Annotated in this window: 12 protein-coding genes; 6 read left to right on the top strand and 6 right to left on the bottom strand. The window is 64.8% G+C overall.

The window, feature by feature from the left end; genetic code table 11:
* Window positions 1–7: 7 nt before the first annotated feature.
* The 4 genes from ACN0X9_RS11160 to ACN0X9_RS11175 all read right to left on the bottom strand — a co-directional run bounded on the left by ACN0X9_RS11160 (window position 8) and on the right by ACN0X9_RS11175 (window position 6079).
* Window positions 8–2122 (bottom strand): protein-disulfide reductase DsbD family protein, encoded by a 2115-nt coding sequence (locus tag ACN0X9_RS11160; RefSeq protein WP_417487674.1) that lies wholly within the window; start codon window positions 2120–2122, stop codon window positions 8–10.
* Window positions 2123–2279: 157 nt separating this feature from the next.
* A complete protein-coding gene (locus ACN0X9_RS11165) occupies window positions 2280–3065 on the bottom strand; it encodes a SapC family protein (protein WP_417487675.1) in 786 nt (261 codons plus the stop codon).
* A gap of 151 nt (window positions 3066–3216) precedes the next feature.
* On the bottom strand, window positions 3217–3837 hold the full coding sequence (locus ACN0X9_RS11170; RefSeq protein ID WP_417487676.1) for an OmpW/AlkL family protein: 621 nt from the start codon (window positions 3835–3837) through the stop codon (window positions 3217–3219).
* Between the two features lie 121 nt (window positions 3838–3958).
* A complete protein-coding gene (locus tag ACN0X9_RS11175; RefSeq protein WP_417487677.1) occupies window positions 3959–6079 on the bottom strand; it encodes a TonB-dependent receptor in 2121 nt (706 codons plus the stop codon).
* Between the two features lie 115 nt (window positions 6080–6194).
* On the opposite strand from ACN0X9_RS11175, the gene ACN0X9_RS11180 reads away from it, so the two are divergent.
* From ACN0X9_RS11180 to ACN0X9_RS11200, 5 genes are all read left to right on the top strand, one after another.
* Entirely contained in the window at window positions 6195–6632 is a 438-nt protein-coding gene (locus ACN0X9_RS11180; protein WP_417487678.1) for a transcriptional repressor, read from the top strand.
* A gap of 13 nt (window positions 6633–6645) precedes the next feature.
* Window positions 6646–7569, top strand: a complete 924-nt coding sequence (locus ACN0X9_RS11185) for a thioesterase family protein (protein WP_417487679.1) — start codon at window positions 6646–6648, stop codon at window positions 7567–7569.
* A 470-nt stretch (window positions 7570–8039) separates the two neighbouring features.
* Complete coding sequence (locus tag ACN0X9_RS11190; RefSeq protein WP_417487680.1) at window positions 8040–9821, top strand: ABC transporter ATP-binding protein; 1782 nt, start codon at window positions 8040–8042, stop codon at window positions 9819–9821.
* A gap of 115 nt (window positions 9822–9936) precedes the next feature.
* A complete protein-coding gene (locus ACN0X9_RS11195; RefSeq protein ID WP_417487681.1) occupies window positions 9937–10773 on the top strand; it encodes a thioredoxin family protein in 837 nt (278 codons plus the stop codon).
* A gap of 12 nt (window positions 10774–10785) precedes the next feature.
* Window positions 10786–11607: a PhzF family phenazine biosynthesis protein gene (locus ACN0X9_RS11200; protein ID WP_417487682.1), complete on the top strand. Its 822-nt coding sequence runs from the start codon at window positions 10786–10788 to the stop codon at window positions 11605–11607.
* A 25-nt stretch (window positions 11608–11632) separates the two neighbouring features.
* Here ACN0X9_RS11200 and ACN0X9_RS11205 read toward each other — a convergent pair whose 3' ends face one another.
* On the bottom strand, window positions 11633–12136 hold the full coding sequence (locus tag ACN0X9_RS11205; RefSeq protein WP_417487683.1) for a hypothetical protein: 504 nt from the start codon (window positions 12134–12136) through the stop codon (window positions 11633–11635).
* Between the two features lie 224 nt (window positions 12137–12360).
* Here ACN0X9_RS11205 and ACN0X9_RS11210 point away from each other — a divergent pair, with 224 nt between their 5' ends.
* Window positions 12361–13695: a trypsin-like serine peptidase gene (locus tag ACN0X9_RS11210; protein ID WP_417487684.1), complete on the top strand. Its 1335-nt coding sequence runs from the start codon at window positions 12361–12363 to the stop codon at window positions 13693–13695.
* 193 nt (window positions 13696–13888) lie between these two features.
* Here the strand turns inward: ACN0X9_RS11210 and ACN0X9_RS11215 are convergent.
* Window positions 13889–15260, bottom strand: a 1372-nt coding sequence (locus ACN0X9_RS11215) for an alpha/beta hydrolase-fold protein (RefSeq protein ID WP_417487685.1), incomplete at its 5' end; no start/stop codon positions are given.

Here is a 15260-nt window from a genome sequence, read left to right on the forward strand (position 1 = left end):
TTGCGGGCTAGTTGTCGGCAGCCCACGCCAGCCCGTCGATCAGGCCGCCCTGTGTCAGAACCGTCGGCAGAACACGCGGCGCACCGCCGGAAGCCGGATAGAGCAGGTAAAGCGGAACCCCCGCCTGACCATGTTCGCTGATCAGCGCGGCGATGGTCTCGTCGCGATTGGTCCAGTCGGCCCGCAAGCTGGCAACGCCGAAGCGGTCAAAGGCATCAAGGACCGGATCACTGCTCAATACCGTCAGCTTGTTGATCTGACAGGTGACGCACCACGCAGCCGTGACATCCACGAACACCGCCTGCCCCATGCCCTGCAGTTCAGCGACACGGGCCCGTGACCAGGCCTCCTCGCGCGCTGACAGGGACTGTGTACTGGTGGTCGCCGGCAGGCGGGCGATCATGACTACGCTGACCACGCCCAGGGCCAGCCCGGCTATCGCAACCACACTCCACACCCGATTGCCCTGGCCATGCGCCCAGACGGCGAATGACAGCGCCAGCATCGCGGCACCGAGCAGCAACAGGCCGGTCGGTCCGGACTGGATCGACAGCACCCAGGCCAGCCAGACGACCGAGGCGAACATCGGGAAGGCGAGGAATTGGCGGAAGGTCACCATCCAGGCACCGGGCTTGGGCAGGAAGCGCAACAGGCCTGGTGACAATGACAGCACAACAAAGGGTGCGGCCAGTCCCAGCCCCATGGCGGCGGCCACCAGCAAGACGACCGGTGCCGGCTGCGTCAGGGCCAGCCCCAGCGCCCCGGCGGCCAGAGGGCCGACACACGGAGCGGCAACGACAACAGCGAGGACGCCGGTGAAGAATGCGCCCTTCCAGCCCGGCTTGTCGGCCAGACCGGCGCCAAGCCCCATCAGACGGGTCCCGACTTCAAACGCACCGAGCAGGTTCAGCCCGATGGCAAACAGCAACAGCGCCAGGCTGGCGACCACGATCGGCATCTGCAGCTGGAACCCCCAGCCGACCGGGAGACCGACTTCGCGCAAGATTACCAGCATGCCGGCCAGACCGACGAAGCTGATCAGCACACCGGCAAGGAAAAAGGCGCCCTGTCGGCGGATGGCGGCCGGGTCGGCATGCGCCGCCTGGACAAATTTGAGGACCTTGATTGACAGGACCGGAAAGACGCAGGGCATCAGATTGAGGATCAATCCGCCGCCGAAGGCCAGCAAGATCAATCCGAAAATCCCGCCAGTCATGGCTTGGGGGACAGCAGACCCGGCCAATGGCGGCAGCCCGTAGCCGCCCGCTCCCGGTCGCGCCTCGATTGCCACGGCTTGCCGGTCACCCCCGTCCGCACCGCGCCAGGTGACAACACCGCCCTGGGCGCTGTCGCCGGCGCTGGCGGCGGCATAGCCGGGCTCGAGCAAAACAAGTGTGCGGCTCTCGCCCGCCTCGACAATCTGCCGACCGGCATTGCGGATCACGCCGGTCTGATAGGGAAAGAAACGCAGGTCCGAGATCGCGCCCGGATTGGCAAACGCCCCGCCGGACAGATCCAGGATCACCCGGCCACCCTCGATGGCAAATTCGGCCGAAACCGCCGGGTCGACCCTTGGCTCGCTTTCAAGCGCGCCGCGGATATACCAGTATCCCGCCTCGTCCTGATCAGGCTGCGGGCCGACCGGCAGCGTCAGGGCAAGCTCGCGGTCTTCAGGGACACAAATGGTGTCGCAGACAAGCCAGGTCGCATTGGCGCGAAACTCGATGGTCTCGCCGACAAATCCTTCGGCAACCGTCACCGGCATCGGCAGGACCAGCTCACCCTTGTATCCATAATCCATGATCATGTCGGTGAGGGGCAGCTGGATCGGGGCCGGCCAGACGACCTCGCCAACCTCAACGCCCTCGGGCAGGTCCCAGTCGATCTCGACCGGAAGACCGTTATCACCGGGATTCCGCCAATAGGTGTGCCACCCTTCGGGCATGATCTGATGGAGGCCGATATGGAACCGGTCGCCGGGAGCCGTGACGGCGCGTTCGGAAACGAGGTCGGCGTCGATGATGGCCTCACCGCTCGACCACGAGGATTGCGCGTGGGTCGGGGCTGTCAGAGCCATGCTGGCGAAGGTGATCAGGGCCAACAGCCCGGTCAGAAAGCGCATTCATCTACCTCGTTGAAGTCAGTCAGGCCCGGCCTGCCAGTGGAGGATATAGTCGCTTTTGCCACCGGGGCGAACCTCGCTCCCACAACCGTGATCACAAACGAAAACGGCCGCGCCAATCTGGCACGGCCGTTCACATTTCGGGTCCGGTGAAGGATCAGGCCTGAGCCGGCATCTGCGCAGTCGCCACATTGGACGTCCGGCGCAGGATACGCTCCCAGCGCTGCAGCGAAATAATGTGCGAAATGATCGCACCGAGATCGCCATTGGTCTGCATTTCCTTCAGCTTGTCAGCCGGAAGAGCGTCAAACTTTTCGGCGGAAACGCCCCAGTATTCCGCGACGGTGACCGGGTTTTCCGGGTCCTGCGGATTGGCAACCTTGACGTCTTTCTGCTCGAGCAGGTCCAGCGCGATCAGACGCTCGACAAACGCTTCGGTCGTGCGGGCGTCATTCTCGAAAGCAGAGACAAAATCGATGGCCTGGCGCGTGTACTCGGTCGGCTCACCCTTGTCGTCAAAGAAGGGGCGCTCCGGGTTTTCCGTGACCACGAACTCGGCATCCAGATCGACACAGACCGTGGACGGCTGGTCGTTCGGGTTGGCCGCGCTGACGAACGGATAACGGCGGACATAGGCCGGGATGTAATGCTCGTTATCGAACTGACCGTCCTCGGAAACGAAAACGTTCGAACCCTGACGCAGGCCCATCACCAGGATCGGCATCTTCTTCTCACCGAGGAAGATGATCGGGTAGCTGCCGCAGGCGAATGAGAATTCAGCGCTGATAGCTGGCACAAAATGCCAATCTTTCAGGAAGTTGAACGGCTGCGAGACCGTATTCACGCCATAGCCGGCGTGTTTTTGACGGTTGAGCGGCTCCACGTTTTTGTAGAGCGGAACAGTTCCGGTAAGGCGCGGCTCGGTGGCGGCAGCGTCGACCATGATAAAAACCCCTTCAGTTCTTTGCGCACTGGATAGCGGATATGCCCTGCCCCGGCAACGCACCGGTGCAGAGCTGAATGACCGGCATGTAGCAAGAAAAATGCCGGTCCGCGGAACGGACCGGCATTGCACTGTTCCAGAGACTGAAATGTCAGAAACGCCGGCCCAATCCGATGCCGAATACGACGGGGTCGATCTGCACATCGGCAGCGATGGCGCCATTGATCGTGACGTCGGTGTCGATATCGATGTATTTGACGTCCACATTGACGAACCAGTCGTCATCGAGGGCGAAGTCGACACCCGCCTGCGCTGCCAAGCCAAAGCTGGCATCATAGTCGATGGAGGTCAGGGCCGATCCGGCCGGCAGATCGGCATCGAAGAAGTGCGTGTAGTTGACGCCCGCGCCCACATAGGGACGAATCTGGCCTTGCGGATTGAAGTGGTATTGCAGGGTCAGGGTCGGCGGCAGCAGTGTCACATCTCCCAGATCGACATCGCCAAGCGTGGTTCCAACTGCGGTCACATCATGCGGCGTGACACCCAGGATCAGTTCCACAGCCCACTGGTCCTGCACGAAGTAGGTGATGTCGAGTTCGGGCACGACCGAGGTGTCGATATCGACATCGCCGCCAATGGTGGCAATGTCCGCGCTTTCATTCGGGGCCACATTGATGGCGCGCAGGCGGACTAGCCAGTCACCACTCTCCGCGGAGGCCGGAGCGGCGGTGAGAAGAGCGGCAAGTGCTGCGGTGAAGAACAGGCGTTTCATGGGCTGATCCTTTCGTCCCTAAAAAATCTAGGGACTTTCTGGACCCGCCTGCGCTTCAATGGCAGTGCGCGTTTCGTCGCGCGACAGCCCGCCGCGCGGCAGGCTGTCGCGGTCCGTCAGGTCAGAAGTCGAGAACCAGCGCGGCGCGGAAGTTGCGACCCGGCAGCGGCACCTGATCCTTCAGGAAGGAGGTGTGCAGACGCGCCTCCGCGTCGGTGAGATTGCGCGCTTCCAGGATCACCCGCAAATCGCGGCTCTCGATCGGCTCGAAGGACCAGCGCGCATTGACCAGCACATAGGACTGGGACTTGAACTCGAACGGCGCGGTATTGTCCTGGACGTCCGCCCATTCAGCTTCCAGGTGCAGATCGTGACCGGCCCGCGAAGCCGATATGCCGGCTGTGAAGGACAACGGGGGCAGACGCGGCAGATCGCCGCCGGCATCGAGGCTGGCCTCGACATATTCACCGGTCAGCTCGCCATCGAGATCCCAGCCGCCCACGGCGCCAAGCGGGCCCTCAAGGCGCCCTTCGAAGCCGGACAGGACAACATCATCCTGGCTGTAGGCATAGACCGGGAAGCCATCATCCTCGGCACCCGTCGCATAGGCGGCGATAAAGCCGTCATAATCGGCCCGGAAGACCGATGCCTCAAGCGACCAGTCACCCAGACGGGTGCGCGCGGTCAGCTCGGCTGACACCGCCCGTTCAATGTCGAGATCCGGATCGCCCAGCTCGAATGTGCTGCTGGCGACATGCGGCCCGTCCGCGAACAGCTCGACATCAGTCGGTGCCCGTTCGCTGGAGGACAGTGTGACGGCCAGGAAAGTGTCCCGGACCGGGCGGAAAAAGATCGAACCGGACAGGCTTGATGTTTCAAAAGTGCGGCTGTCGCTTGCCGTGTCCAGTTCGCGGCGCTCAAGACGCAGACCGCCTTCAAGCCCCCAGGTATCGGCGTCCCAGCGCTCAACAAAGAAGATACCCCAGTCCGACGTCTCCGACGGCGGGACATAGGCTTCCTCGCCAATGGCCGCGAAATCGCGATTGAACGCCTGTACGCCGGCGGCGCCTTCCCAGCTGCCGCCCCAAAGATCGATGGGCACGTGGCGGGCTTCAACGCGGCCCTCCCACCCGTCATTGGTGAACAGTGTCCCGATCTCATCGCCTTCAAGCTCGACATGCTCATAGCTGCCGGTGCCGAAGGAGAATTTCACCCGATCGATATGTTCGCCCAGGTTCCGCCATTCCCCGCGCAGGTCGAACCGGGTCTGCTCGAGATCGATCCGCACGCTCTCGTCATGGCCGTGCTCATCCTCATGATCTTCATCGTGATCGTCGTCTTCATGCTCTTCCTCCCCATGAGCGTGACCGCCCGGGACGCCATAAAGCGCATTCGACTGCTTGAAGGCCACGCCGATGAAACCATCCTCGCCGACCCAGGCGATACCGGCTGATGCAGAGTTGAAATCAAGGCCGGAATTCTCGACCGTGCCGTAGGGATGCTCTTCCTCGTGCTCGTCGTGATCGTCGTCATCATCGTGTTCGTCTTCGTGCTCTTCGGCCTCCTCGAAGAGGCGGAAGGTCTCGGACTCGGCATAGCCGGGAATGTCATAGGGCTGGGCGGTCCGCATCAGACCTTCCAGGTTGATGACGAACTGCCCGGCGTTGAAACGCACACGACCGGCAGCGGTCTCGCCGTCATCGACCGAAGTCACGGACCCATAGAAACGTCCCTCAAGACCATCCTCGGCCCGCTCTTCGGGGATCCGGCCGTCAATCACATTGACCACGCCGCCAATGGCCGCACCGCCATAAGCGATCGCTGCCGGCCCGCGCAGGATCTCGACGCGCTGGGCTTCCAGCGCTTCGGACGCCACGGCATGGTCCGGGGAGTTGGTCGAGGCATCGATCAGGCCGACGCCATTGACCAGCACGCGGACCCGGTCGGCCCCGAGGCCGCGGATCACCGGACGGCTGGCCGCCGGTCCGAAATAGGTTGTCGAGACACCCGGCTCATGGGCGATCGTGTCAGCCAGCGATCCGGAGAGATTGTCCTCCAGGTGGCGGCGATCAACGACTTCCACCGCACCAACGATCTCGTCGGCGGTAACACCGAGGGGCGCCGATGTGACCACGATGACATCCTCATCCGCCTCGGCCTGCTGGGCCAGGGCCGGAGCAGCAAGGCCGGCGCCGGCCAGGAGTGCGACAAGAGCGGTGGAGTGTTTCAGACGCGCGAACATGGAATCCCCGATATGTAATAACAGAACATCTACTGAGCGTGATATTATAACATCCAGAACTTCGCAATGCCGAACCACTGGGAAATGCGGCAAAGCGTGATTAAATGTTGGCAAGATGACCGTTGATTCCCTCACCAAGGCGCTCGCCGCCGCTGAAGCCCATTGCGTTGAACGGGGCGAAAAGCTCACCCCCGTGCGCAAGCGCGTGCTCGAACTCGTCCTTGAAGCCGACAGTCCGGTGAAAGCCTATGATCTGCTCGAAGCGCTCAAGCCGGGCCCCGGCTCGGCCAAGCCGCCGACGGTTTATCGGGCGCTGGACTTCCTGATGACAGCCGGCCTGGTGCACAAGGTCGAGGCGCTCAACGCCTTCGTTGGCTGCAGCCATACCCATGACGGGCTTGGCGGCGGCGCCGAGCTGTTCATCTGCACCGGCTGCGGCGCGGTCGAAGAACGCCATGGCGATCCGGTCCCGACCAACGCGCCTGCCGGTTTCACCATCCAGCGCTCGGTAGTCGAGCATTTCGGTCTTTGCGCCGACTGCCGGGCTGCCTGAGGAGCGCCTCACCATGATCGAACTCTGGCGCGGTTGCGTGAACGCCTGGGAATGCGACGAGCTGGGCCATTTCAATGTCCGCTTCTATCTGGCACGAGCCAGCGAGGCGCTGGCCAACCTGGCCGAGGCGGCGGGTCTCAACCCGATCCAGCGCCCCGACGCCCTGGCAACCATCGCTCCGCAGTCCCTGCACATCCGCTTCCTGGCCGAAGCCCGGCCCGGCGCACCGCTCTATATCGAGGGCGGCTTTACCGATATCGACCGCGAAACCGCCGGGATCCTGCTGGTGATGCGTCATTCCGGCACCGGCCAGCCGGCCGCCAGCTTCCGCATCCGAGCCAGCCATGCCGCTCCGGACACGCTTGAGGCCTTCGCCTGGCCCAAACGCTTCGCTGATGCCGCCCGGGCCCTGACTGTTGACACACCGGACTTCGCCACACCCCGCGGCCTTACCGATAAACCCGGCACCCGCCCGGCCTCGATGACCGCTGCCGACGCCCTCGACCTGACCACGATCGGCCGCGGCCGTCTGGGCCCGCACGAGATGGACGCCTTTGGCTGGATGCGGGCCGAATTCCTGCTCGGCCGCGTCTCCGACAGCGTCACCAATTTCGCGTCCGCCTTCCCCGAGGAATGGGACATGCATGCCGGCCAACCCTCGGCCCGCATCGGATCGGCCTTGCTGGAATGTGTCATCCACGTCCACCGCTGGCCCCGCGCCGGCGACGGCTATGCCATCCGCTCCGGCCTCAAATCCGCCGGCACCAAGGTCCGCAACATCGTCCACTGGGTGCTGGAACCCGCCACCGGCAAACCCTGGTGGACCATGGAAGGCGTCGCCGCCCCGATGGATCTCGACAAGCGCAAGCTGGCGGTGATCGATGCGGAGACCCGTGCGAAGGTGGAAGCGGCGGTGGTGGCGGGGATTGAGGCTTAGGTGGCGATCAGGTCCTCGCCCTTGATGGGCGAGGTGGATCGGCGCGCAGCGGCGAGACGGAGTGGGTGACGGGCGATCGGTGCAGGAACGCTGGCGCGTTTCACCCGATCCGACCCGAGGCTGCGCCTCGGCCCACCTTCCCTTGTCTGGGGAAGGACCTGGCCTCACCCCTGTGCTCCCGACGCCACACATCTCGCCTCAAACGCGAAATCGGGCCTCCCGCACCTTGCCCTGTCCGCCGGGCCGGGCTACCCAGCGCGTCCCGGATCAATCGGCACAAGAGAGCAGATCCATGCGAACCATCATCTAGGCAAAACAGGTCGCCGGCGCGCGTCCTGACCCTGAAACCGCTTCGACCGCAACCCGGTCGCCGCCTTCGGGACTTAGCCGCGTCACTTGCCTGTCTTCCAGATGATGATTGCCATGAGGACGGACCCCGCAGCCTTGCTGCTCCCGGGTCCGCTGCTGAGATGTCCGACTTTCAAGACCAAGACGAAACGCCCCGTGCCCGAGACCTGTCCAACCTGCAGGTGCTGGCCTATCTGACGCGCCAATGGCGGCGTCGGCCGATCCTGCTGAGCGGGATGATCGTGTTCATGGTGCTGGCGACGATTGCCGAACTGATGATCCCGCTCGCCGCCGGACGCCTGATCGATGCCCTCGCCGCCGGTCCCGACGGCGGCGCCCCCTGGCCGGCCTTTGCCACCTATCTGGGCGCGGCGCTGATCTACTACGCCCTGCGCCAGGCCGCCTCGCGCTGCGAGGTACCGTTTTCCTCGGCCAACATGGCGGATCTGACCACCCATGCCTTTGCGCGGGTGCAACGCTTTTCGCTGGACTGGCACGCCAACACCTTTGCCGGGTCGGTGGTGCGCAAGATCACGCGCGGCATGTGGGCCTATGACAATGTCACGGTGAACATTTTCATGGGTATCGCGCCCTCGGTCGGTGTGATGCTGGGCATTGCCGGGATGATGGCGCTGCGCTGGCCGCTGGTTGGCGGCGTGGTCTTCGTTGTCATGGCCGCCTTTGTCGCCTCTTCGCTGCTGCTGAGCCGCTACTATATCCGCCCCCAGAATATCCGCTCGAACGCGCTCGACAGCGAGATCGGCGGAGCGCTGGCGGATTCGATCGGCGGCGTGGCGACGGTGAAGAGCTTTGGTGCCGAGGCCCGCGAGGACGAACGCTTTCACGACCTGGCCTGGCGCTGGCGCACCGAGACCAAGAAGACCTGGTTGCGTTTCGTCAACTCCTGGCTGGTCAACATCATCACCGACCTGACCATGCAGGCGGCCCTGGTGGGCCTGCTGGTCTGGCAATGGTCGCGCGGTGCGGCTTCGGCCGGCGATGTGGTGGCGGCGCTGACCGCCTACATGATCGTGTCCGGCTATATGCGGCGCTTTGGTGAACAGGTGCAGCAGGTCCAGCGCGGCATGGACGAGATCCAGGATCTGGCGATCTTCGACCTGCAGGAGAGCGATGTCGGCGATCAGACGGACGCGCCTGACTTCCGAGGCGAGCGCGGTGCGATCCATTTCGACGAGGTGGGCTTCACCTATGCCGGCCAGACCCGGCCGCTCTATTCCGACTTCTCGCTGGAGATCGATCCGGGTGAGACGGTAGCGCTGGTCGGGCCGACCGGCTCGGGCAAGTCGACCTTCGTCAAGCTGGTCCAGCGCCTCTATGACGTGAATGAAGGCGCGGTGCGGATTGACGGTCAGGATGTGCGCGGCGTGACGCAGGACAGCCTGCGCCGCAATGTGGCGCTGGTGCCGCAGGACCCGGCCCTGTTCCACCGCACCATCGCCGAGAACATCGCCTATGGTGCGCCCGACGCCACCGCCGACGATATCGTCGAAGCGGCCCGGGCGGCCCATGCCGATGCCTTCATTCAGCGCCTGCCCAAAGGCTATGACACGCTGGTCGGTGAGCGCGGGGTGAAGCTGTCCGGGGGCGAACGCCAGCGGGTCGCCATCGCCCGGGCCATCCTCACCGATGCGCCCATCCTCATTCTCGACGAGGCGACCTCCAGCCTCGACAACGAGACCGAGCGCGATGTGCAGGCGGCGATGGAAGCGGTGATGGACGGACGCACGACCATCCTCATCGCCCACCGCCTGTCGACCATCCGCAATGCCGACCGCATCCTGGTGTTCGAGCAGGGCCGGATTGTCGAACAGGGCACGCATGACGAGCTGGCGGCCAATGATGCCGGCCTCTATGCGCGGCTGGCGGCCCTGGCGGCGGGCTGATTGCGGCGGGCCAGGATCACAATCGCGACAGTGACAGGCGGGCGCAGCGCGTCCGCCTGTTCGACCGCGGCTGATCATGCTTGAGTGGCCGCCTCACAATTCGAGGACCTGTCCCATGCGTCTTGCCGCTTTCATCGGATGCTTCTTCCTGCTGGTCATCACCCCGGTCCGGGCCGATGACGAACATCCCCAGCCCTTTGACGGGAATTACGACGCCATGGCTGTGGTCGATGCGGCGATGGCGCAGGCCCTGGCCGAGGAGAAACGTCTCCTGCTCGTGCTCGGTGCCAACTGGTGCCATGACAGCCGTGGCCTGGCGCATCATTTCGAGGACGCCGAGCTCGCCGCGACACTGGAGGCGCAATACGTTGTTCGCTTCATCGATGTCGGCTGGCGTGATCAGAACCATGACATCATGCGCCGCTTCGGCGTCGCCGCGATCTATGCCACGCCCACCGTTTTCGTGATTGATCCGGTGGACGAAACCCTGCTCAACCGGGATGAGCGCAATTTCTGGGGCTCGGCCTATTCGACCCCGATCGAGACCGCCCGTGCCTGGTTTGTGCGCTGGGCCGATGCCCGGCCGGCGACCGGCGGTCTGGTCGAGAGCTCGCTGGTCTATCAGGCGATGATGATCGAGATCGACATTTTCGAGGAGGAGGAAGGCACGCGCCTGTCCGCCGCCTATCGCGATATCGGGCGCTGGCGCCAAGCCGATACGGCCGATCAGCCGGACAATCTGGCCGCCCTGGAACGCGAGGTCGACAATTGGCGCCGCAACCTGCCGCGGGCCGTGTCGCAATTGCGCGACGAAGCGCGGGCGATGGTGATCGGCGCCCTCAATGAGCGGGCTGATGGTGAACCCTTCACGGTCGCCACCGTGGCGGCACTGGACGCCGATGACCCTGATCTCGCCCTGCGCTTCCGGCCGCACGACAGCGACATCTGGTAGGGGCCGGACGCCATGACGATCAGCCTGCGCTATTTCGAGATCCACAGCTTTGCCGATCCGGGCCGCCCGCATTCAGGCAATCCGGCCGGCGTGGTCCTGATGGACGAATTCCTGTCGGACAGCGAACTCCTGGGCATCGCCAACTCCAACAATCTGTCCGAGACCGCCTTCATCGTCCCGCGTGGCGAGGATTGCTGGCATCTGCGCTGGTTCACCCCGACGGTCGAGGTGGATCTGTGCGGCCATGCGACCTTCGCCGCCGGCGCCGTGGTGCTGGAGGAAGGCCTTGTGAAAGGCCGGACCGCGGCTTTCGATACCCGCTCGGGACGTCTGGCTGTCAGTCGTGACAACAAGGGCGATGGCTATGCCATGGACCTGCCGATGATCGCCTTCGAGCCGACCGCGAAATCAGCCGCCATCGAAGCCGCGCTGGGTCTGGACACGTCACCACAGGCCGTGTTCGACGTCACCCGTATCCACGGGGCCCGCTATCAGATGTGGGTGATGGCCGACGAAGCCGCGGTGCGCTTGGCTGAGCCGGATCATGGCCAGCTGCGGGCGCTGGAAACCAACATCATCCTGACCGCGCCGGGCGAGAAGACCGACTTCGTGTCGCGTTTTTTCGCACCGGCATCAGGCGTTGATGAGGACCCGGTCACCGGGTCGGCGCATTGCACGCTGGCGCCCTATTGGGGCGAGCGGCTCGACAAGATGCGGCTGTCGGCCCGTCAAATCGGCCCGCGCCCCGGGGCGCTCGACGTCGCCCCCAAAGGCGGACGCGTGACCCTTTACGGCCACGCGCCTCGCTATCTGGATGGCCGGATCACGGTCTGAACCGTGACCGGCGCTGTTCTGTCGGTCACCAGCCGCGATGCGGACGCGGTAGCGGCCGGGTGACGGGGTGGCGATCACGCGGATGCGGGGCCAGTGGATAGCGGTCGAAACCGCTGCGGGCGGGCGCAAAGCGACGACCGTTGAAGGCACGCGGATAGTGGACTTCCACATCGATCCAGCGCGTCTGGCCCTGATAGTCACGGACATAATATCCACCATCTCCGGCCAGATAGACCAGGCCCGGACTGCGCGGCTGCGCGGCAATTCTCATATAATGGCGATCACGCTCCCAGCGGTCCGGCTCGTAGGACCAGGCGGAAACCGGGCAGTCGATGACGCTGCGATCGCGCATGTCTTCGAGGCGGTCAAAACGACCGGAGGTATGGCGGGCATCGATGCGGTCCTCGCGCAGGTCAGGGCAGGCGCCGGCATTGAGGTGCCAGGTTCCGGCACTGGCGGCGCCGGTCGCAAGGACAGAGCCGGCCAAGGCCAGCAGGGCTATGGGAAGGCGGGCTTTGAGGGGCTTCATGACGTGTCTCCTGTAACGGTCCGGCCGGGGGCGCCGGTGTTTGATGAGCCCAACTAGCCACACCGCGCCTGAGCCGCGCTTGAAGGCCCTGTTCAGCTTCCAGTCATCGCCATGAACGTCAGATGTCAGGCGGGGGCGCTTCGGAAGAAGCACTTGGGGGAAGCGCTTGGAAATGCCGCAAAACTGACCGATAAGCGGACGACTGCAGGGGAAGGGAGCTCATCATGCGCCATCATATACGGACCGCCGCTCTGGCACTCTTGGCATCAGGACTCGGCCTGTCGGCACCGCTGTCAGCCCAGGACGGGCCTGTCCTCGCGGGTGCGCCTCCTGTCGAAGCCTCAGCCGAACCTGCAAGCGAACGCCTGACCAGCCGCGAGATCGGCAATTGGCTGCGCCAGGTCGATGTCAAACCGCCCAAACCCGGCAGCGGCACCGCTCCGTCGACGCGGTATACCGGCAATGACACCTGCCAATGGGCCAATGATGGCGAGTGCGACGATCCCGGTATCGGTACCGGCGCCTGCCAGGTTGGCACGGACTATTCCGATTGCTGGCGCATCGTTGAAGGCGTCGAGGACAATACCTGCCGCTGGGCCAATGATGGCGAGTGCGACGAGCCGGGCTTCGGCACCGGCGCCTGCACACAAGGAACCGACCTGGCCGATTGCGGCGCCATCATCGAGCTGCGCTTCCGCAATGACAGCTGCGAGACCGCCTTCGACGGTGTGTGCAGCGAGCCGGGCATCGGTGATGGCCGCTGCGCCGAGCGTACCGACCGCGCCGACTGCATCGGCCGCGAACGCCCGCTGACCATCAATGACCATTATTTCGGCCATGATGACCGCGTCTTCCACGATACCTCGGCCTTCCCCTGGAATGTCGTCGGACAGGTTGATTTCGACAGTGGCGGCGCCTGCACGGCGACGCTGATCGGTCCCGACGTCCTGATCACCGCCTCGCATTGCATCAATGGCGATGGCCGCACCGACTCGCGCGGCGTGTTCCAGACCGCCTTCGACCGCCCCGGCGGCCCGCTCTCGGCGCGAGTGATCGACCATTTCATCGACCCGGACTGGGACGACCAGCGCTTCTCCTCCGGTGATGAGATCGACGGCACCGACTGGGCGCTGCTGCGCATCGACCAGCGCCTGGGCGACACGCTCGGCCATGTCGGCGTGCGCGGACTGGTGGATGCGGAAGGTCGCCGCGGCGCGATGCAGGCCGACCTCTATCAGGGCGGCTATAGCTGGGACACCGGCGCCCACCTGTCCGGCAATATCGGCTGTCACATGGTCGAGATCGCCAATGACAACACCATGGCCCATGACTGCGACACCACCCGCGGCGACAGCGGTTCACCCTTCATGGTGCGTGAGGGCAATGAGTATTTTGTCGTCGCCACCGACAGCAATTTCCGCTCCAACCCACGCGGCCCGATGATCTATATCGCCGCCCGCTCGGAACGCTGGATCCCCTATCTGGAAGACTTCGCCGCCGGCCGCCTGACCAACGTCACGCAGCGCCCGGCCAGCGGTGGGGTGAAACCGCCGAAATAGGCCGGGCGTGAGGGGCCCGCGGCGCACACCCCGCCATAGACCGCTTGCCGAGAGATCGCCGTATCCGTTTCTTCAGGTCAAGGGGCATGCCCGCGGAGCGGCGGCTGGGCCGCCCTTGACCTGAAGAAACGGATACGGCCCGCTGGCTGACAAGTGATCTATGGACTGCTCCGCGCCGGGGCGCGGCCATGGGTCACCTATCCCCCAACAACGCCACCAACCCGTCCGCCAGTGCATTGCGCCAGCCGGCGATATCGTGACCGCCGGGATAGATGGCCAGCTCGGCGGGATAGCCCTGCGCGGTGAGGGCTTGCGCCATCAACCGGTTGGTCTCCAGCATGACATGGCCCTGATTGGTGCTGGTACGCACAGTCTCCAGGCGTCCGGCCGCAAGATGGAAGCGCGGGGCCTCATCCGGAGCCGGCGTCAGCTGCCGGCGCGCCCATTCCGGCTCGGCGCCCTCCGGTGCCCAGTAGAAGGAGCCCGACAGCGAGATCACGCCGCCGATCTGCTCCGGCCTTGCGAGCGCGGTCAGGCTGGCCGACAGGCCGCGACGTGAGGCACCGGCGAGCAGGGTCGTTTCGCGGCGCGGCGTCAGACCGGCTTCTGCTTGCAGGGCCGGCAGCAATTCATCGGCGATGAAGGCGGCCTGGTCGGCATAGGCGTGATGGGCGCTGGCGGGGTCGAGCTGGTCGATCAGGACGAGATGGGTGGGGGGGATATCGCCGCGGGTCGCGAGCCGGGCCAGCATGTCACTTGCCCTCGCCCGATCACCCCACAAAAAGGCGTCATAGAGGATCAGGATCGGGGCATCGTCCGGAGCGCCGGGCGCGCGGAAAACATCAAGCTGGACCGGCCGCCCCAGCGCCGCACTGTCGACGGTCAAACGCTGCGCCGGGATGGTTTCGTCAAAGGCCAGCGGGCGATGAATGTCAGCGCGCCGGGCGCGGTCGAGACGCAGCAGCGACTCGCCGTCACGTCCGCCCAACCGGGCCGGATTGGCCGGGTCGGACCAGCGCTGCACCCGGCCCTCGCGTTCGACCAGGAAGGAATAGACGGCTTCCACATCGCGCCGCACCGAGAGCGTCAGCGTCCAGATATCGGCGCCGTCCAGGCGCGTCAGGGGCAAGGTGAAATCGGCGATATAGTCGGTCACCGGCTGGCGGGCCCTTGTCGCATTGATCACACTGTCGAGGCGAACGGATGTGGTCTGCGCGTCACCGCGCCAGGCAAAGGTCACCAGGGCGTGGCCGGGATTGTCGGGATCGATGGATCGCAACGGCAGGCGCGGCTGCGACAGGGTACGCCAGGCTTCGTCGCGGGCATGGGGGCGTTCGGCCAGCATCGCTTCCAGCGCGGCAACTGCCGGGATCGTCAGGGGGCCGTCATTGCCCTCCGGCGATTCCGCAGACGCAGACGCAGACGCTGTCGCGACCAGCGCGTCGACCCACACCAGCAGCCCCGCCGCAACACACCTGCCCTGTGCCCTTTGCTCGATCATGCGAGCCAGTCTAGCGTGGGTCAGTCTGTCGAGGGGAGACCAGATGACACTGCTTGCAAACACA

The sequence above is a fragment of the Maricaulis sp. genome (assembly GCF_048268525.1).
Lineage (GTDB): Bacteria > Pseudomonadota > Alphaproteobacteria > Caulobacterales > Maricaulaceae > Maricaulis.

Excerpts from the sequence above, each read along its gene's own strand:
- ACN0X9_RS11205 (WP_417487683.1), bottom strand. The coding sequence starts at position 12,136 with ATGAAGCCCCTCAAAGCCCGCCTTCCCATAGCCCTGCTGGCCTTGGCC.
- ACN0X9_RS11200 (WP_417487682.1), top strand. The coding sequence starts at position 10,786 with ATGACGATCAGCCTGCGCTATTTCGAGATCCACAGCTTTGCCGATCCG.
- ACN0X9_RS11160 (WP_417487674.1), bottom strand. The coding sequence starts at position 2,122 with ATGCGCTTTCTGACCGGGCTGTTGGCCCTGATCACCTTCGCCAGCATG.
- ACN0X9_RS11165 (WP_417487675.1), bottom strand. The coding sequence starts at position 3,065 with ATGGTCGACGCTGCCGCCACCGAGCCGCGCCTTACCGGAACTGTTCCG.
- ACN0X9_RS11170 (WP_417487676.1), bottom strand. The coding sequence starts at position 3,837 with ATGAAACGCCTGTTCTTCACCGCAGCACTTGCCGCTCTTCTCACCGCC.
- ACN0X9_RS11195 (WP_417487681.1), top strand. The coding sequence starts at position 9,937 with ATGCGTCTTGCCGCTTTCATCGGATGCTTCTTCCTGCTGGTCATCACC.
- ACN0X9_RS11210 (WP_417487684.1), top strand. The coding sequence starts at position 12,361 with ATGCGCCATCATATACGGACCGCCGCTCTGGCACTCTTGGCATCAGGA.
- ACN0X9_RS11190 (WP_417487680.1), top strand. The coding sequence starts at position 8,040 with ATGTCCGACTTTCAAGACCAAGACGAAACGCCCCGTGCCCGAGACCTG.
- ACN0X9_RS11185 (WP_417487679.1), top strand. The coding sequence starts at position 6,646 with ATGATCGAACTCTGGCGCGGTTGCGTGAACGCCTGGGAATGCGACGAG.
- ACN0X9_RS11180 (WP_417487678.1), top strand. The coding sequence starts at position 6,195 with ATGACCGTTGATTCCCTCACCAAGGCGCTCGCCGCCGCTGAAGCCCAT.
- ACN0X9_RS11175 (WP_417487677.1), bottom strand. The coding sequence starts at position 6,079 with ATGTTCGCGCGTCTGAAACACTCCACCGCTCTTGTCGCACTCCTGGCC.